This window comes from Ensifer sp. 38_S197 (assembly GCF_056924495.1).
The window spans coordinates 2,529,431-2,547,219 of sequence record NZ_JBXOVZ010000001.1; the positions used below are offsets into that span (position 1 = coordinate 2,529,431).

Below are 17,789 nucleotides of genomic sequence, written 5' to 3' on the forward strand. Positions count from 1 at the left end.
CGGCCAGTCCGGGCATCGACAGCAGCAAAGGCTACAGCATGTCACAGGTCCGATTGGAGCAGATCACCAAATCCTTCGGGAACGTTACCGTCATTCCGCCGCTCGATCTCCATATCGAGGATCGCGAGTTCGTCGTGCTCGTCGGGCCGTCCGGCTGCGGCAAGACGACGACATTGCGGATGATCGCCGGCCTCGAAACAGCGTCATCGGGGTCGATCCGGATCGGTGCTCGAGATGTGACCGAACTGCGCCCGGGCCTGCGCAATTGCTCGATGGTGTTTCAGAACTATGCGCTCTATCCGCATATGACTGTCGCCGAAAACATCGGTTACGGCATGAAGGTGCGCGGCACGCCGAAGGCGGAGATCGACAAGGCGGTCGCGGATGCGGCGCGCATTCTCAACCTCGGCGCCTACCTTGCCCGCAAACCGAGCGCGCTTTCCGGCGGCCAGCGCCAGCGCGTTGCGATCGGCCGGGCGATCGTGCGCCAGCCGGACGTGTTTCTCTTTGATGAACCGCTGTCAAACCTTGACGCGAAGCTTCGCATCGAAATGCGTACGGAAATCAAGCTCTTGCATCGCCGCCTTCAGACGACTGCCGTCTACGTCACCCACGACCAGGTGGAGGCGATGACCATGGCCGATCGCGTCGTCGTCATGAATCAGGGGCGCATCGAGCAGGCCGCCGATCCGATCACGCTCTACGAAGCGCCGGCCAACCTCTTCGTGGCCGCCTTCATCGGCGCGCCCAGCATGAACTTCGTCGAGGGGGAACTCGAGCGTGGTGACGGTGGGCTGCAGTTCAGGGCCGATGGCGGGGTGGCGATCAAAATTCCGGAAAGCCGCGCCGAGAAGCTTGGCGCCTTTGTCGGTCAAACCGTCGTGCTCGGTATTCGGCCTGAACATACAATGGCGGCGGATGCAGGTGCGCCGACGGTCAGATTGACGGTACGTGATATCGAACCGCTCGGCCCCCATACGCTCGCGCTCGGCAGAATAGGGCCGGCGGCTTTCACCGCCCAGGTTCATGCCGCCTCACGCATCGGCCCGGATGACGAGATCGAGGTGCCGATTGAGTCTGAGAAGATGCACTTTTTCCTGAAGGAAACCGGCGTGGCTATCGGCCGCTGACCGGCGGTCGGGGCCAAAGGCGATGACGCCTGCGGCCCGCCGTCTTACTTCGTTTCGGCGCGCGCAGCGGCGAGGAAGGCGAGCTTCGCCGGCATTTCCAGATGCTTGGAGAGCGCCACGCGCTCTGGCGTATAGTGGTGCTCGACGTCGAGACAATTGACCGTGCCGAGCAGCTCGCCGCCGACCACGACCGGGATGTTGGCGACCGAACCGCAGCCGAGCGACCAGATGGTTTCGTGGTCGCCGAAGACCTTGGAAATGTCGACGATGGTGTTGGCGACAAAGGTCTGGTGCGCCTTGTGCACGATGTCGAACCAGCTGTCATAGCGGATCGGCTTGGTGCCGGAGGTCGGGTACTCTTGCGGGTGCGAGGTGTAGGCGCGGCGGGCGACTTCATTGACCATGTCGACCGTCATGATGGTGAAGAGCTTGGCGCCGATCACCTGGCGGCAAAGCGTCTGCAATGCGGTCCATACCGCATCGGCATCGGTGGTCTTGGCGATGGCCGCGTCGAATTCCGCCAGCGCGGCAGCGATCTGTTCACTGTTCATGCTATGTCCTTGGAGTTACTCGATGTTGTAGAGCGGGACGCGGGCGGAGAACCGCACGCGTTTCCCTTGCCCCGCCCTAGTTGGCATGCGCGGCGCTGATCTGCATCAGCTCACGCGAATACGGATCCTTGAGGTCGCCGCGCTTGAGATCGGCGACGTCGGCCACTTCGACGATGCGGCCCTGGCGCATGACGGCGAGGCGATCGCAGAGGAACGAGACGACGGCCAGGTTGTGGGTGACCATCAGGAAGGTGAGGTTCTGCTCGCGCCTGAGCCGCTTCAGCAGGTTGAGGATTTCCGCCTGGACCGAAACGTCGAGCGCCGAGGTCGGCTCGTCGAGCAACAGCACCTTCGGTTTGAGCATCAGCGCGCGGGCGATCGCCACGCGCTGGCGCTGGCCGCCCGAAAGCTGGTGCGGAAAGCGGAAACGGAACTTGCGATCGAGACCGACCGAAGTCATGACTTCCTCGATCCGCGCGCTGCGGTCGCCGATGCCATGGATCGTCAGCGCTTCGCCGAGTGTCGCGTCTACCGTCTTGCGCGGATGCAGTGAGCCGTAGGGATCCTGGAACACCATCTGGCACTGGCGGGAGAAGGCGCGGTCGATGCCGTGACCGCGGGGGGAACCGAGCACCGTGATCGCGCCCGTCCATTCCGGCGCGAGACCGGCAATCGCCTTCAGCACCGTTGACTTGCCCGAGCCGCTTTCGCCGACGAGCGCAAAGCTCTCGCCGTCGGCGATGTCGAGATTGACGTCGTGGGTGATCTGCACGTCGCCATAGGAGATGTCGAGGTTTTTGAGAGAGAGCGCGGTCATGCCTTAGCCCATGCGCTGCGGTCGAGCACCGGCAGCTCGTCCCGTGTTTCATCGAGGCGCGGGATCGAGGCGATCAGCCCGCGCGTATAGGGATGTTTTGCCGCCATCAGCTCGCCGGCCTTGCATTCCTCGACCACCTCACCGGTGTTCATGACGAGGATGCGGTCGCAATAGCTGGAGACGAGGTTCAGATCGTGACTGATGAAGATCAGCCCCATGCCCTTGCGCTTCACCAGTTCGTCGATGATGTCGAGCACCTGGGCCTGGACGGAGACGTCGAGCGCCGAGGTGGGCTCGTCGGCGATCAAAAGATCCGGCTCGGGGATCAGCATCATCGCGATCATCACGCGCTGGCCCATGCCGCCGGAGACTTCGTGCGGGTAGAGGCGGGCAACACGCTCCGGATCGGCGATACGCACCGATTCCAGCATGGCGAGCATGCGGCTGTTGACCTCGCGGCGCGGCAGCTTCTGGTGCGTCAGCAGCGCCTCGGCGATCTGCTCGCCGATGGTCATGACCGGGTTCAGCGAGAACTTCGGGTCCTGCATCACCATGGAAATGCGCGCGCCGCGGATGGCGCGCATCTGCCGCTCGGACTGCTTCAGCAGGTCGATGCCGTCGAAAGTGAGCTTGTCTGCGGTGACCCGGCCGGGAGCCCGGATGAGCTGCAGGATCGACCGTCCTGTCATCGACTTGCCGGAACCGCTCTCGCCGACGATGCCGAGGCGCTCGCGGCCAAGCGTGAAGGAGATGCCGCGCACCACCTCGAGGTCGCCGCGGGGCGTCGGGAAGGTAACGCGCAGGTTTTCGACTTCGAGAAGTTTCGTCATCAGCGCTGCTCCCCGCTCTTCGGATCGAGCACGTCGCGCAGGCCGTCGCCGAGGAAGCAGAAGCCGAGGCTGACGAGAATGATGGCAAAACCGGGCATGGTCGCAACCCACCACTGGTCGAGAATGAAGGAGCGGCCACGCGAGATCATCGCGCCCCATTCGGGCAGCGGCGGCTGGGCGCCGAGGCCGATGAAGCCGAGGCCGGCGGCCGTCAGGATGATGCCGGCCATGTCGAGCGTGACGCGGATGATCATCGACGAAGTGCAGAGCGGCAGTACGTGGCCGAGATTGACACGCAGGCTTGACGCGCCGAGCAGGCGGACCGCCGAGATGAACTCGGAGTTCTTGAAGGTGAGCGTTTCGGCGCGGGCGACGCGGGCATAGCCCGGCCAGGAGGTGATCGCGATGGCGATGATCGCGTTTTCGATCCCCGGACCCAATGCGGCGACGAAGGCGAGCGCCAGGATGAGCTTCGGCAGCGACAGGAAAATATCGGTAATGCCCATCAGAATACGATCGACCCAGCCGCCGAAGTAACCGGCGGCAACGCCGATCACGAGACCGGCGGGTGCTGCGAGCACGGCAACCAGCGTAACGATGGCGAGCGTGATGCGCGCGCCGTAGACGACGCGGGACCAGATGTCGCGGCCGAGTTCGTCGGTTCCCATCCAGTGGGCAGCGCTCGGCGGCAGCAGGCGTTCGCCGAGCGACTGGCGCAGCGGATCATGCGTCGCCAGCCAGGGGGCAAAGAGCGCCGTCAGCACCAGTGCTGCGATGATGATTGCGCCGACAACGGCCAGCGGATTGCGCATCAGCGCGCCGAAGATGCGGTAGAAACGGCCGAGGCGCGCCTGCATCGGCGAGGCGGGGCTGTCGTCGATCAGCCAGTCGCGAAGTGTGGTCATGTCCGCCTCCTCTTAGCGTGCACGCGGATCGAGCACGCGGTAGAGCACGTCCGAAATCTTGTTGATGCCGATGAAGACCGCGCCGATGACCAGGGTCGAGCCGAGCACGGCCGACATATCGGCGTTGAGCAGAGCGACGGTCAGGTAGTTGCCGATGCCGGGCCAGGAGAAGATGGTCTCGATCATGACCGAGCCTTCGAGCAAGCCGGCATAGGACAGGCCGATGACGGTGATCAGCGGCACGCGGATCGGCCGGAAGGCATGACGCCAGATGACGAGGCGCTCCGGCACGCCCTTGACCCGCGCGGTGGTGACATATTCCTGGCTCAACTGGTCGAGCATGAAGGAGCGCGTCATGCGGGCGATATAGGCGAGCGAGAAGAAGCCAAGGCAGGACGCCGGAAGGATCAGGTGCCAGACGGCATTGCGGAAGATCTCCCATTCCCCGGCGATGATGCTGTCGACGAGGATCAGGCCGGTCACCGGCGTGACCATGCCGTCATAGAAGATATCGACACGGCCCGGACCACCGACCCATTTCAGCCGTGCATAGAACACGGCAAGGCCGACAAGGCCGAGCCAGAAGGCGGGCACGGAGTAGCCGAGCAGGCCGACGACGCGAATGCCCTGGTCGAGCCACGAGCCGCGGCGGGCGGCGGCAAAAACCCCGAGCGGCACGCCGATCAGAACGCCGAGAATGATGCCGAGCGTCGCCATTTCGAGCGTCGCCGGGAAGACGCGGGCGAGATCCTCGATGACCAGCTTGCCGGTCGAAACCGAGGTGCCGAAATTGCCTGACAGGACGTCGCCGACATAGCTGACGAACTGGACGGTCAACGGCTGATCGAGCCCCATTTCCTGGCGGACACGTTCATAGACGGCGACCGGCGCGCGGTCGCCAACGACGGCGAGAACCGGGTCGATCGGCACGATCCGGCCGATGAAGAAGGTGATCGCGAGCAGGCCGAGAAAGGTTATCGCGAGCGTGATCAGGAAGCCCATCAACGAGAATAGGCGCTGCCGTGCTCGGCCTGGCCGGGCGGCGCGGCGTACAGGCGCTGCTGGTGTCGTGCTGTCGTTTGCCACGTGGCGATTCCATCCCTCTTCGCTTGCGGTCTGTCTTGTCGATAGCGCAAAAAATCGCTTGGAGTATATAAATAAGTTTGCTTAAATCAAAAAAATTTTACTGGAGCGACATGAGGAAAGAGTGTGCGGTTTTCCGCCCGCGTGTCGCTCCAGCGCATAAGAGGCGAGCGCGTTTATGACTGGGTCGATCCGGCCCAGTCATCGCAACAGGGAGGGAAGCGTGAGCGGTCCGTCGGATGACGAAGCCACGTCCGGGAAAAGTGCCGGGGCAGGACAACCGAAGATCGGCGCGCTGGTGCGCGCGCGTCGGCGACAGATGCATATGACGCTGCAGGAACTGAGCGATGCGGCGGGCGTTTCCGTCGGCTATCTCAGCCAGATCGAACGCGATCTCGCCATGCCCTCGCTCGGCACGCTCGCTCAGATCGCGCAAGGGCTCGGCGCCGAGCTCAACCACTTCATCCTGGCGCCGGCCATTGACACCGGCCTTTCGCGCGCCGAAGGGCGCATGGTGTTTTCCGTCGGCGGTTCGCCGGTTTCCTACGAGCGCATTGGCGCGGACTTCGCCGGCAATCAGCTTTCGAGCTTCGTTATCACGATACCGCCCGGGCACCGCTCCGAGGTCTTCAGCCATGAGGGCGAGGAGCTCGTCTACATCCTCGAAGGGGAAATCCTGTTCGGGCTCGATGGCGACGAGACGACGCTGTCCGTCGGCGACGGCCTGCATTTCCGTGGCATCCAGCCTCACTACTGGTGGAACAGGACCGACACGCCCGTGCGGCTGATCTGGACCGGCACCTTGCCGCTATTCCGCTTGCGCGCATCCCAATCCAACGAGACCGGCGCGCCGAAATCGGCGCTGAAGCCGGCAATGACAAAAACCAAGCCTCATCGAAAATAGGAGAATGATGATGAGAATGTTCAAGGCCGCGGTCTTCGCGGCGTCCCTGATGCTGAGCGTGGCCCCGGCTGCGCTCGCCGAAACGCCGGCGGAAGTGCTGGTCGTTGCCCAGAATATCGACGACATCGTCAGCATCGACCCGGCCGAGGCCTATGAGTTTTCCTCCGGCGAATACGTGACGCAGACCTATGACCGCCTGGTGCAATATGATGCGCCCGACGTGAAGAAGCTGGCGCCGGGCCTTGCATCGGAATGGACCGCCGACGATGCCGCCAAGACGATCACCTTCACGCTGCGCGATGGCGTTACCTTCTCCTCCGGCAATCCGTTGCGCGGCGAAGACGTCGTCTATTCCTTCAAGCGCGTCGTCGTTCTCAACAAGGCCCCGGCCTTCATCCTGACGCAGCTCGGCTGGACGCCTGACAATATCGACAAGATGGTGACCGCCGACGGCAACAAGGTCACGATCAAGTACGAGGGTGACTTCTCCTCGGCCTTCGTTCTCAACGTGCTCGCCGCCCGCCCGGCCTCGGTCGTCGACGCGGAAACCGTCAAGGCCAACGAAGCCAACGGCGACTTCGGCAATGCCTGGCTGAAGGCCAATTCGGCCGGTACCGGTCCGTTCGTGCTGAAGGCGTTCCGCGCCGGCGAACTCCTGAACCTCCAGGCCAACCCGAGCTATTTCGGCGGCGCTCCGGCCATCAAGGGCGTCATCATCCGCCACGTGGCCGAAGCCGCCACCCAGCAGCTTCTGCTTGAGACCGGCGACGTCGACATGGCGAAGAACCTGACGCCCGACCAGGTGTCGGGCCTTCAGGGCAAGGGCGGCATGAAGGTCGAATCCTATCCGCAGGCGGCCGTTCACTTCCTGTCGTTCAACCAGAAGAACACGGCGCTGCAGCCGGAAGCCGTCTGGGAAGCCGCGCGCTACCTCGTCGATTACAAGGGCATGACTGACAGCTTCCTCAAGGGCCAGATGGAAGTTCACCAGGCCTTCTGGCCAAAGGGCTTCCCCGGCTCGCTCGATGAGACGCCCTACAGCTACGACGTTGAAAAGGCGAAGAAGATCCTCGCCGATGCCGGCATCAAGACGCCGATCAAGGTGACGCTCGACGTCATCAACTCGACGCCGTTCACCGACATGGCGCAGTCGCTGCAGGCGTCCTTCGCCGAAGCCGGCATCAACTTCGAAATCATCCCGGGCACCGGCAGCCAGGTCATCACCAAGTACCGTGCGCGCACCCACGAAGCCATGCTGCTTTACTGGGGCCCGGACTTCATGGACCCGCATTCGAACGCCAAGGCCTTTGCCTATAACGAGGACAACGCAGACGATAAGTATCAGTCGACGACCACCTGGCGCAACGGTTGGGCCGTGCCGGCCGAGCTGAACGAAGCGACCAAGGCAGCGCTCAAGGAAGCCGATCCGGCCAAGCGTGATGCGCTTTATGTCGACCTGCAGCATAAGGTGCAGGAAAAGTCGCCGATCGTGATCATGTTCCAGGCCGCGACCCAGGTCGCGATGAAGGACAAGGTCGAAGGCTACGTCAACGGCGCCACTTCGGACTTCGTCTTCTACCGCCTGGTGAAGAAGAACTGAGCCGACGCCGCTCTTGCGCCGATCTTCAAAGGCGCACATATCAACGCCCTGGACCGGAAGCGGCCCGGGGCGACATGTTTTTCGGCACCGGTAAGCGCCGGTCGAATAGGAAGCAAAGGGAAGGTCAGTAGCGATGGCGGATGTGAAGGTGAGAACGCGTGAAACCGGTGCAACGGCTGTCGTCGGCAGGATAGGCTTTCCGCACGTGACCTCGGTGACAGGGGGTGAGCTCGATATCGTTACCGGCCCATCGCAGCCCGGCTACGGCCCGCTCGATCTGCTCTACGCGTCGCTTGCGAGCTGTCTGGTGCTCAGCGCCCGCATCGCCGCCAGCCGCTACGGCGTACTCGACCGGTTGACGGAAGTGAGCGCCAAAGTGACCGGCGAAAAGGCGCATGACGAGCCTTCGCGTGTCGCAACATTCAACATCGTCTTCGATATCAAGGGCGATTTCGACGATGCGGTCCGCCATGCGATCGCGGAGGCGGCCGAAAATGAGATCTGCACCGTCAGCAACACGATCCGCGGCAATCTGGAATTCGTGACGCGCTTCAGTTCTTGAGGCGAGCTATTCGGGCCTCTGGCCGGCTGCCATCGAAAGCCGGCCACAGATTAGTGGTTTAAGTGCGGCCTAAGCAGGCTGCGGCGCCAGTGCTTCCGTCTGGCGCCGACCGATGGTCAGCACCAGCAGGGCGGCGGCGGCGCAGAGCATCCCGGCGGCAAGCAAGGCCGGCGTGTAGGTTTCGAGCGACGTCCGGCTTGCCCCGGCGAGGAAGGCGGCACTTGCGGCACCAAGCTGGTGGCCGGCGAAGATCCAGCCGAAGACCAGTGCCGCCCGTTCCGGGCCGAAGCGCTCAGCCGCGAGTTTCACGGTCGGTGGCACCGTGGCGACCCAGTCCAGGCCGTAGAAAATCGCGAAGATCGACAACGTGTAGATGTTGAAGCCGCTGAACGGCAGGAACATCAGCGACAGGCCGCGCAGGCCGTAGAACCAGAACAGCAGCCATCGATTGTCGTAGCGGTCGGAAAGCCAGCCGGAACCGACAGTGCCGATGAGATCGAATACGCCAATCAGCGCCAGGAAGCCGGCAGCGCCCACGGCGGCAATGCCGACGTCGCCGCAGATTGAAACCCAATGGGTCTGGATCAGGCCGTTGGTGCTGAAACCACAGACGAAGAAGGTCGCGAACAGCACCCAGAAGGTGTTGGTCTTCGCGGCGTCGGCGAGCGCCCTGATCGGCGCCATCAGCAGGGCACCGAAGCTTTTTGCCTTGGGCGGGGCCGGGACGACCTGCTTGGCGCCGAAGGGTGCGAGACCAAGATCGCTTGGCCGGTCCTGCATGAACAAAAGCACCAGGGTGAAGGCGCCGGCGAGAACGATGATGACGAGCGTCAAGGCTGACCGCCAGCCGATCGTTTCGGTCAGCGATGCGAGCAGGGGCAGGAACACCAACTGGCCAGTGGCATTGCTCGCGGTCATCAGCCCGACGACGAGGCCGCGTCGCTTGTCGAACCAGCGTGTCGCGACCGTTGCGCCGAGAACCAGCGCCGTCATGCCGGTGCCAATGCCCAGAACCACGCCCCAGAGCGCGACGAGATGCCAGAGTTCGCTCATGTAGAAGGAGGCGGCGATGCCCGAGAGGATCAGGACCAGTGCCGCGGAGACGACCTGGCGGACGCCGAAGTGATTCATGAACGAGGCGGCGAAGGGGCCAAGCAGGCCGAAGAGGCAGAGGCGGATCGCCAGCGCCATCGAAATCTCAGCATTGGACCAGCCGAATTCGGTCTCAAGCGGTTTGATCAGCACGCCCGCCGAGCCCATGGCGCCGGCGGTCGACAACATGACGAGGAAGGTGACGGCGGCCATCGCCCAGCCGTAGTGGATGTTGCGTTTGGCTAGGTAACGCGCGAGCGCCGGACCGAGCATCGTCGATTTCCTTTCGTCCGTTTTTTCCGGGTTGCGAAAGCGGCGCGCGGGCTTACAGAGCGCGTCTCGCATTTTGGGATTAGAGCGCCGCGCGTTCAGGTGAACGCACAAAGGATGCTCTAGCTTTTTGATTCGAAAGCATCTTTCCGCTCCAAGTGATCCAATCTAAAGAGCGGGATGCTCTGGTCTCCGTCTGCCGCTGTCGCCTGACGGGTGGCGTCGCTTAAAGCGTTTGCAGCAGTTCTTTCAGTTGAGCGGCGGCGCCCGCCCCCAGTTGCGCCTCGATCCGGTCCTGTGCGCCCTGCCAAAGCGGCGCACCGTCTTCGAGGATCCGTCGGCCGTTTTCGGTGAGTTCGACCACGGCCTCCCTCTGATCCTTTCCGCTCCCAGTTTCGACCAGCCCCATTCCCTCCAGCACCTTGACGTTGCGGCTGATCGTCGAGCGCTCGAGTTCGATCTTGCGGCCAAGTTCGGTCATCGAGATCGGTTCATCGCGCTCTATGTGCCGAAGCAAACTGAACTGGGCGACGTTGATGCCGATCGGCTGGAGTGCATCGTCATAGAGCGATGTCACTCTCCGAGTGGCTTTGCGTAAGAGGGCACAGTAGCAACGAGACATAATGTGTGTATATACACGCAACGTGATGGAGTCAAGCGCGTGGAGGCGAGGGGGGCCGCGATTGCGCGGCAGACAATGAAGGGATCCCAGAGCTCGTTCAGGCCGCGTCGCTCAATCGACGAAGGGTTCGAGCTCCTTGTCGAACTCCACGTCGACGACATTGTTGAAGAGCGCGGTTGCCACCATGATGCCTGAAAAGGCGACGAGATCGACGAGCGCCTTGGCATCGTAGCGCGCCTTGAGCCCGGCCCAGATCTCCTCCGGGACGGTATTCGAATCGGCAACGATCGCGCGTCCGAAGGCGATCAACCGCTGTTCGTCTTCCGTGGGGATAACGGTGTGGAAGTCGATGCCGGCATTGGCGAAGGCGCGGCGGAAGAAGCCCATGGCGATCGGCGAGCGCATGGCCTCGGAAATCGCGTGCGAAAGAAACCAGATCGCCCGATCGTCAAGCGCTGCGCGCAGCTCCTCGCGCAAAGTGAACCATTCCGCATAGATCCGGTGCGCAACCGGCGAGTGCAGCAGCGTGCGCTTCATGTTGGTCATGCGTCCACGCACGCGTATTTCTTCGTCATGGGCGGCGCGGATCTCGTCGGAGGCGGTTTCGTAGTCGATCTGGGGGATATGGCTCACGGGCTTGCCTGTCTTTGAAGGGCGCATTCTTGGTGCGCTTGTGATGATGGGGGATCAGACGGTGCTGAGCAGAATGCTCGTTTCGCTGTTCGACACGCCGTCGACGTCGCGCACTTCGCGCAGGATACGGTCGAAATCGCTAAGGCTGTTGGCGCGGATTTCGGCGACCAGATCCCAGCCGCCATTGGTCGTATGGAGTGCGTAAAGCTCGGGCAGGCCGCGCAGGTACCTGATAACCTTGGTGGTGTTGCGGCCGCTAACTTCGATCATCATGATCGCACGGATGGCGCGATCGTCGTAATCCTGCCGCACGCGCAGCGTGAAGCCGAGCACGGCACCGCTTTCGAGCAGACGGTCGATCCGCGTCTGCACCGTCGCCCTGGAGATGCCGAGTACCGCCGCGATCTTGGAGTAAGGCGCACGGCCATCTTCTCGCAAGAGCGAGATGAGCTGATGATCAAGGTCGTCGAAGATATGCATAAATATTGCATATTACGATTGTGCAAATTGCTCAATATGCTCCTCAATTTTGGGCAAGTTTAAAATTTCAACTCACTTCTTGCCTGCCTAGGCTGACTTCATCGAATTTCTCCGATGGAGTGGTAACGTGGTTCAGTATGTCGGTGTCGGCAACGTAATCGAGCTGGTCAAATCGATCGGCATCGAGACGTTCCTTTTGGGTCTTGCGGAATATATCGAAGATGATTTCCGCCGATGGAACGCATTCGAGAAAACCCCGCGGCTCGCAAGCCATTCCAAGACCGGCGTCATCGAATTGATGCCGACCTCGGATGGCGAGCACTACGGCTTCAAATACGTCAACGGTCACCCGAAGAACCCGAATGTCGGCCTGCAGACGGTCACCGCCTTCGGCGTCCTTTCCGACGTCAGCACTGGTTATCCCTGCCTCGTCTCCGAGATGACGATCATGACGGGCCTGAGGACCGCCGCGACCTCTGCGCTTGCCGCAAAGTATCTCGCTCGTCCGGACGCCCGCTCGATGGCGATCATCGGCCTCGGCGCCCAATCCGAGTTCCAGGCGTTGGCCTTCCGCGCCTTGCTTGGCATAAAGCGCCTGCAGGTCTTCGACATCGATGCCGAAGCCGCTGACAAGTTCTGCAGCAACCTCGCCGATATGGATTTCGAAATTGTTGTCGCGTCGACGGCGGAGGAGGCGGTTGCCGGCGCCGACATCATCACGACGGTGACGGCCGACAAGCGCAACGCCACGATCCTTTCCGACAACATGGTCGGCGCCGGCGTGCATATCAACGCCGTTGGCGGCGATTGCCCCGGCAAGACGGAACTGCAGGGCGACATCCTGCGCCGTGCCGATGTCTTCGTCGAGTATCCGGAGCAGACCCGCATCGAGGGCGAGATTCAACAGATGGCGCCGGATTTCCCGGTCACCGAACTCTGGCAGGTCATCGCCGGCGAGGCCGAAGGCCGGCGCAGCAACGGCCAGATCACCATCTTCGATTCCGTCGGTTTCGCGACGGAAGACTTTTCGGCACTGCGCTTCCTGCGCGACAAGATCCAGGGCACCGCTTTCTACACTGAGCTTGACCTGACGACGCAGCCGGAGCATCCGCGTGATCTCTACGGCCTGTTCAAGCAGCAGCCGGCCGCTTTTGCCGAGCGGAGCGTTGCCTGAAATGAAGAGACCGTCCGTACAGGCGCCGAAGGGCGTCGTGATGATCCGTCCGCATCATTTCGGCCCGAACCCGATGACGGCAGAGGATAACGCCTTTCAGGCGACCGACACCGCGCGCCAGGCCTCGGCGATCGCCAAGGCAGCTTACGACGAAGTCAGCCGCATGGCTGATGGGCTCGCCGGTGCCGGCGTTGCAGTCCACCTCTTCGAGGATGAGACGACGACGCGGCCCGACTCCGTCTTTCCGAACAACTGGTTCTCGACCCATTCCGGCGGGCACGTCGCGATCTATCCGATGTATTCGGAAAGCCGTCAGAGCGAACGCCGCTCCGACATCATCGAGATGCTGAAGAACGAGTACCGCGTTCAGGACGTGATCGACTACTCCGGTCTCGAAAAGGACGGCGTCTATCTCGAAGGCACCGGCGCCATGGTGCTCGACCATATCGGTCGCGTTGCCTACGCCGCCCGCTCCAACCGCACAAATGAAGTGGCGCTGGAACGCTTCTGCACCCACTTCAATTTCGAGCCGATGATCTTCGGTGCGGTCGATCGCCACGGTAATTCGATCTACCACACCAACGTTTTGATGTGCATCGGGACGGAGTTTGCACTGATCGGCACGGGGATGATCCCCGATGTCGCCCGCCGCCAGGAAATCTGTGCCCGTCTCGAGGAAACCGGGCGTCAGGTGATCGATCTCACGATCGACCAGATCGAGAATTTCGCCGGCAATGCCATCGAGCTCGACGGCGCGGACGGCCGCGTCGTCGTCATGTCGGCGCGCGCGCTCGCCTCTCTCCGCTCCGATCAGATCAAGGCGCTCGAAGCGTCCGCTCGTGTTCTCGCCTTCGACGTGCCGACCATCGAGCTTGCAGGCGGATCCGTCCGCTGCATGCTTGCAGGGGTTCACTTGTCCCGTCGGGAAAACGTGAACAAGCAACCGCTTTACGCAGCTATGTCCGATCGATAGAAGCACCTCATCCAAGCCAAAGGTACTAGAAATGTCGCAATCCCGCCCCGTCTACCAGTTTAACAATATCATCGTCCGCACACCGTCGAAGTCGGTCGTCAACGGCCTGCGCGCCGATGATCGCGGCAACCCCACCTTCGAAGGTGTGAAGGCTGAGCACGATGCCTATATCGCGGCGATGAAGGACGCGGGCGTGAAGGTGACGGTTCTGCCGGCGCTCGAGGCCTTCCCGGATTCGATCTTCGTCGAAGATCCGGCGCTGGTCTTCACCGAAGGCGCAATCCTCCTGCGCCCGGGTGCCGTAACGCGCATCAAGGAGACGCCGGAGATCGAACCGACGCTGCGTGCAATGTTCGAAACGGTGCTCGACCTGCCGGGTGACGGCTTTGCTGATGGCGGCGACGTGCTGACGACCCGCGAAAGCGTGATGATCGGCCTTTCCGCCCGCACCAACAAGGTTGGCGCCGAGGTTCTCCAGGCTTGCCTTGCAAAGCTCGGCCGCAAGAGCGAGATCGTCGCGACGCCGGAAGGGGTGCTGCACTTCAAGACCGATTGCTCGCTGCTCGACGACGAGACCGTGCTTTCGACCGGGCGTCTCGCCAAGTCCGGCGTCTTCGAGCGCTTCAAGCAGGTGATCATTCCGGAAGGCGAAGAGCCTGCTGCCAACGCGCTGCGCGTCAACGACGTCGTCATGGTCGGTTCCGATTTCCCGCGCACGATCGAGATGCTCGACAAGCTCGGCTATAAGGTCGTGCCCATGAAGACGACGGAGATCGGCAAGATCGATGCAGGTCTCTCCTGCATGTCGCTGCGCTGGTTCAGCAACACGCTCTGATCCGACACAATCCCCGAGGAGGAACATTATGAAGACGTTGAAGACCGCCCTGTTCGCAGGGATCGCCCTTTCCATGGCTGCCGGCGGCGCATTTGCCGAGGACACGCTGCGGCTCGGCATGACGCCGGAGCCCTACATGCCCTTCACCCAGGTCAATGCCGGCGGCGAATGGGAGGGCCTGGAAGCAGACCTTTCCCGTGCGCTGTGCGAGAAGATGGCGGTGAAGTGCGACATCAACCAGATGGCCTGGGACGGACTGATCCCGTCGCTGAAGGAAAACAAGGTCGACTTCATCATCGGCGCCTTCTCGATCACCGACGAGCGTCGTCAGGTCGTCGACTTCTCGGCGCCCTATTACACCGAAGGCACGTCCTTCGTCGGCGCCAAGGCTGACACGAGCGAGATCAAGACGGTCGACGCAGCAGACGGTTCCGGCAAGATCATCGATCCGGCGAGTGTCGAGGGCAAGATCATCGGCGTGCAGACCTCAAGCGTGCAGTCGGCCTATGTCTCCAAGTACCTGACCGGTGCCGAAGCCAAGAGCTACGACACGGCAGACAACTCGGTTGCCGACCTCATCGCCGGCCGCGTCGACTACGTGCTGATCCCTGACCTCTACATCCAGACCTTCCTGAAGACGCCGGAAGGCGCCGACTACGAGGTCAAGGTCGAGGTGCCGAAGAACGTCACGCTCGGCGAAGGCGTCGCCTATGCCGTGCGCAAGGGTGACGCTGCGACCCTCGACAAGGTCAATGCCGCCCTTGCTGTTCTCGAAAAGGACGGCACGACGCAGAAGCTCGTGGACAAGTGGATCTTCGGCAAGAAGTAAGCGCACGTTCTTGAGGGCGGCGCCCCGGCTTCGGCCCGTTGCCGCCCTTACTCGCCAAACCGGCCGCAGCGCCGGGGCATCCTTGCAGCCACCGTGACGACGACCTTTGCCCGCCGTGACCGGACGGGCGGCGTTCTACAGCGCCGCGCGTCTTATGAGACGCGCAAAGGTCGCTGTAGCACTTTGATTTGCTGCATGTCTTTGTCCTTAAATCGAGGTCGATTTAAGGAGACATGCAGTAGGGCTGACGAAAATCGGGAACAGGTAACGACGGATGGACTATTACTGGCAATTGCTTGCCTGGGGCGGCGAGGGCTGGGGCGACGATTTCGCCTGGGGCCTGCTAATGACGTTGCAGGTTTCCGTGGTCGCCTATGCGGTTGCGGTTCTCTTCGGCTTCCTGGGGGCTGCCGGCAAATTGTCGAAGCACCGCGTCCCGCGCGTTCTTGCCGAGATCTACACGACTGTCGTCCGCTCTCTTCCCGAACTGCTGGTCATCCTGCTTCTCTATTTCTCGGTCGCCAGCGGCGCGGAGCGGCTGTTGAAACACTTCGGTCTCGTGGCCGAGACCTTCCAGTTCAGTTCCTTCTGGGCGGCTATCATCGCACTTGCCTTCGTTTCCGGCGCCTTCATGACCGAGGTGCTGCGCTCCGCCGTTCTTTCCGTGCCGCCTGGCCAGATCGAGGCAGCGGTCTCGATCGGCATGCCGAGACGCAAGGTTTTCACCCGCGTCATCTTTCCGCAAATGATGCGCTACGCCGTGCCCGGCATGGGCAATCTCTGGCTGTCGATCACCAAGGAAAGCGCCATCATCAGCGTGCTCGGCTCCTTCAGCGAGTTGCTCTACACCGGGTACCGGGCGGCGGCCGGCACCAAGCAGTACATCTTCTTCTATGGGCTGACAGCCATCCTGTTTCTTGCGATCACGCTCGCTTCCGTCCTGGCGATCGCCGAGATCGAGCGCCGCCTCAACCGGGGGCACCGCTGATGGAAACGATCTCAAACGTCGTCGGTTTCCTGCCGGCGCTGATCAAGGCAACCCCGCTGACGCTGCTTTTGACTGCGGTCGCCGGCGTCTTCGGACTGGTCATCGGTACGCTCGTGGCGCTCGCCCGGCTTTCCGGTCGTCGCGTGCTTTCGGTTCCCGCCTATGTTTTCACCTTCGCCTTCCGCGGCACGCCGCTCCTGGTGCAGATCTATCTGATCTATTATGGCCTGGGGCAGGTACTGCCCGGCACCTGGGTGCGCCACAGCTTCCTCTGGCCCTATCTGCGTGATGGCCTGTGGTACGCGATATTCGCGCTCAGCCTCAACCAGGCTTCCTACAATGCCGAGGTCATCCGCGGCGCGATCAAGGCGGTCTCGCGCGGACAGATCGAAGCGGCAAAATCGATCGGCATGCGCTCGTCGATGATCCTGACCCGCATCACCCTGCCGCAGGCCTTCCGCTCCTGCCTGCCGGTGCTGACGGGCGATCTGATCATCCTGTTGAAGACGACGTCACTCGCCTCGACGATCACGATCCTCGAGGTGATGGGCACAGCCCGCATGCTGCAGCGCCAGTCGCTGTTGATCTTCGAACCGCTGATCGCCGCCGGCATCATCTATTTCACCGTCGTCTTCATCCTGACGCGCGTCATGGGCGTCGTCGAGAAGCGGCTCACCCGCTACCGCACGGCGAAGGCATAACGAGGAGGCGCGCCGCGGCGCGCAAGAGGAACGCACATGGTCGCAACAGCGCTTTCGGTGAAGAACATTCACAAGAGCTTCGGGTCCGTCGAGGTGCTCAAGGGCGTCTCCTTCGAGGCAAAGTCCGGCGACGTCATTTCGCTGATCGGCAGCAGCGGCTCGGGCAAGAGCACGTTGCTACGCTGCATCAACTATCTGGAGACGCCGGACGAGGGCGAGATTTCGGTGTCTGGCGAGGTGATCCGCACCGTCAAGGGCAAGGACGGCAAGTTCCACGCCGCCGACAAGCGGCAGCTCGAACATATCCGCACCCGCCTTGGCATGGTGTTCCAGAGCTTCAATCTCTGGTCCCACAAGACCATCCTCGAAAACATCATCGAAGGGCCGATCCATGTGCTCGGCATGGCGCGCAAGGATGCGATCGGCGAGGCCGAATTGCTGATGGAAAAGGTCGGCATCACCCCGAAGCGCGATCATTACCCGAACCAGCTCTCAGGCGGCCAGCAGCAGCGCGCGGCAATCGCCCGGGCATTGGCGATGAAGCCGGAGGTTATGCTCTTCGACGAGCCGACCTCTGCGCTGGACCCGGAACTCGTCAACGAGGTGTTGCTGGTGATCAAAAAGCTCGCCGAAGAGGGGCGCACCATGGTGATGGTTACGCACGAGATGTCACTTGCCCGCGATATCTCCAGCGAGGTGATCTTCCTGCACAAGGGACTGGTGGAAGAACGCGGCGCGCCATCAAAGGTGATGCGCGATCCGCAATCGGCGCGGCTGCGCCAGTTCCTGCAGATGGCTTGAGGAGGCCGA

At 62.3% G+C, this 17,789-nt stretch carries 20 protein-coding genes; 11 read left to right on the plus strand and 9 right to left on the minus strand.

Going from position 1 to position 17,789, the window contains the following annotated elements; genetic code table 11:
• Window positions 1-38 precede the first annotated feature (38 nt).
• Window positions 39-1,130 (plus strand): ABC transporter ATP-binding protein, encoded by a 1,092-nt coding sequence (locus AC1Z3V_RS11545; RefSeq protein ID WP_483499007.1) that lies wholly within the window; start codon window positions 39-41, stop codon window positions 1,128-1,130.
• Window positions 1,131-1,174: 44 nt separating this feature from the next.
• Here the strand turns inward: AC1Z3V_RS11545 and AC1Z3V_RS11550 are convergent, their stop codons facing one another.
• The 5 genes from AC1Z3V_RS11550 to AC1Z3V_RS11570 all read right to left on the minus strand — a co-directional run bounded on the left by AC1Z3V_RS11550 (window position 1,175) and on the right by AC1Z3V_RS11570 (window position 5,235).
• The gene (locus AC1Z3V_RS11550; protein ID WP_483499008.1) at window positions 1,175-1,681 is read right to left on the minus strand and encodes a GAF domain-containing protein; all 507 of its coding nucleotides are present in this window, start codon (window positions 1,679-1,681) and stop codon (window positions 1,175-1,177) included.
• A gap of 76 nt (window positions 1,682-1,757) precedes the next feature.
• Window positions 1,758-2,498: an ABC transporter ATP-binding protein gene (locus tag AC1Z3V_RS11555; RefSeq protein ID WP_483499010.1), complete on the minus strand. Its 741-nt coding sequence runs from the start codon at window positions 2,496-2,498 to the stop codon at window positions 1,758-1,760.
• Window positions 2,495-3,328, minus strand: coding sequence for an ABC transporter ATP-binding protein (locus tag AC1Z3V_RS11560; RefSeq protein ID WP_483499012.1), 834 nt, complete (start codon window positions 3,326-3,328; stop codon window positions 2,495-2,497). Before AC1Z3V_RS11560 ends, AC1Z3V_RS11555 begins: the two co-directional genes overlap by 4 nt.
• Window positions 3,328-4,233 (minus strand): ABC transporter permease, encoded by a 906-nt coding sequence (locus tag AC1Z3V_RS11565; RefSeq protein WP_334198132.1) that lies wholly within the window; start codon window positions 4,231-4,233, stop codon window positions 3,328-3,330. The genes AC1Z3V_RS11560 and AC1Z3V_RS11565 overlap by 1 nt, the downstream gene beginning before the upstream one ends.
• Window positions 4,234-4,245: 12 nt before the next feature.
• Window positions 4,246-5,235: an ABC transporter permease gene (locus tag AC1Z3V_RS11570; RefSeq protein WP_429812018.1), complete on the minus strand. Its 990-nt coding sequence runs from the start codon at window positions 5,233-5,235 to the stop codon at window positions 4,246-4,248.
• A 304-nt stretch (window positions 5,236-5,539) separates the two neighbouring features.
• On the opposite strand from AC1Z3V_RS11570, the gene AC1Z3V_RS11575 reads away from it, so the two are divergent.
• The 3 genes from AC1Z3V_RS11575 (at window position 5,540) to AC1Z3V_RS11585 (ending at window position 8,382) form a co-directional block, all read left to right on the plus strand.
• Window positions 5,540-6,220: a helix-turn-helix domain-containing protein gene (locus AC1Z3V_RS11575; RefSeq protein ID WP_429811386.1), complete on the plus strand. Its 681-nt coding sequence runs from the start codon at window positions 5,540-5,542 to the stop codon at window positions 6,218-6,220.
• Between the two features lie 10 nt (window positions 6,221-6,230).
• Window positions 6,231-7,820 carry an ABC transporter substrate-binding protein gene (locus AC1Z3V_RS11580; RefSeq protein WP_483499014.1) on the plus strand — a complete coding sequence of 530 codons (1,590 nt, stop codon included), beginning with the start codon at window positions 6,231-6,233 and terminating at the stop codon, window positions 7,818-7,820.
• Between the two features lie 133 nt (window positions 7,821-7,953).
• Window positions 7,954-8,382: an OsmC family protein gene (locus tag AC1Z3V_RS11585; protein ID WP_483499016.1), complete on the plus strand. Its 429-nt coding sequence runs from the start codon at window positions 7,954-7,956 to the stop codon at window positions 8,380-8,382.
• 69 nt (window positions 8,383-8,451) lie between these two features.
• Here AC1Z3V_RS11585 and AC1Z3V_RS11590 read toward each other — a convergent pair whose 3' ends face one another.
• The 4 genes from AC1Z3V_RS11590 to AC1Z3V_RS11605 form a co-directional block, all read right to left on the minus strand.
• Window positions 8,452-9,747, minus strand: coding sequence for an MFS transporter (locus tag AC1Z3V_RS11590; RefSeq protein WP_483499018.1), 1,296 nt, complete (start codon window positions 9,745-9,747; stop codon window positions 8,452-8,454).
• Between the two features lie 223 nt (window positions 9,748-9,970).
• Window positions 9,971-10,366 carry a MarR family winged helix-turn-helix transcriptional regulator gene (locus AC1Z3V_RS11595; RefSeq protein WP_483499020.1) on the minus strand — a complete coding sequence of 132 codons (396 nt, stop codon included), beginning with the start codon at window positions 10,364-10,366 and terminating at the stop codon, window positions 9,971-9,973.
• A gap of 111 nt (window positions 10,367-10,477) precedes the next feature.
• A complete protein-coding gene (locus AC1Z3V_RS11600) occupies window positions 10,478-10,999 on the minus strand; it encodes a carboxymuconolactone decarboxylase family protein (protein WP_483499022.1) in 522 nt (173 codons plus the stop codon).
• A gap of 54 nt (window positions 11,000-11,053) precedes the next feature.
• Window positions 11,054-11,479: an Lrp/AsnC family transcriptional regulator gene (locus AC1Z3V_RS11605; RefSeq protein WP_429811398.1), complete on the minus strand. Its 426-nt coding sequence runs from the start codon at window positions 11,477-11,479 to the stop codon at window positions 11,054-11,056.
• Window positions 11,480-11,579: 100 nt separating this feature from the next.
• Between AC1Z3V_RS11605 and AC1Z3V_RS11610 the strand changes: the two genes are divergently transcribed.
• The 7 genes from AC1Z3V_RS11610 (at window position 11,580) to AC1Z3V_RS11640 (ending at window position 17,780) form a co-directional block, all read left to right on the plus strand.
• A complete protein-coding gene (locus AC1Z3V_RS11610; RefSeq protein WP_483499644.1) occupies window positions 11,580-12,653 on the plus strand; it encodes an ornithine cyclodeaminase in 1,074 nt (357 codons plus the stop codon).
• A gap of 1 nt (window position 12,654) precedes the next feature.
• Window positions 12,655-13,626 (plus strand): citrulline utilization hydrolase CtlX, encoded by a 972-nt coding sequence (ctlX, locus tag AC1Z3V_RS11615; RefSeq protein WP_429811400.1) that lies wholly within the window; start codon window positions 12,655-12,657, stop codon window positions 13,624-13,626.
• A gap of 31 nt (window positions 13,627-13,657) precedes the next feature.
• Window positions 13,658-14,461, plus strand: coding sequence for a dimethylarginine dimethylaminohydrolase family protein (locus tag AC1Z3V_RS11620; RefSeq protein ID WP_483499024.1), 804 nt, complete (start codon window positions 13,658-13,660; stop codon window positions 14,459-14,461).
• A gap of 28 nt (window positions 14,462-14,489) precedes the next feature.
• On the plus strand, window positions 14,490-15,290 hold the full coding sequence (locus AC1Z3V_RS11625; RefSeq protein WP_483499026.1) for a transporter substrate-binding domain-containing protein: 801 nt from the start codon (window positions 14,490-14,492) through the stop codon (window positions 15,288-15,290).
• Window positions 15,291-15,564: 274 nt separating this feature from the next.
• Complete coding sequence (locus tag AC1Z3V_RS11630) at window positions 15,565-16,278, plus strand: ABC transporter permease (RefSeq protein ID WP_483499028.1); 714 nt, start codon at window positions 15,565-15,567, stop codon at window positions 16,276-16,278.
• The gene (locus AC1Z3V_RS11635; RefSeq protein ID WP_483499030.1) at window positions 16,278-16,979 is read left to right on the plus strand and encodes an ABC transporter permease; all 702 of its coding nucleotides are present in this window, start codon (window positions 16,278-16,280) and stop codon (window positions 16,977-16,979) included. The genes AC1Z3V_RS11630 and AC1Z3V_RS11635 overlap by 1 nt, the downstream gene beginning before the upstream one ends.
• A gap of 36 nt (window positions 16,980-17,015) precedes the next feature.
• Window positions 17,016-17,780, plus strand: a complete 765-nt coding sequence (locus AC1Z3V_RS11640; RefSeq protein ID WP_429811408.1) for an ABC transporter ATP-binding protein — start codon at window positions 17,016-17,018, stop codon at window positions 17,778-17,780.
• Window positions 17,781-17,789 lie beyond the last annotated feature (9 nt).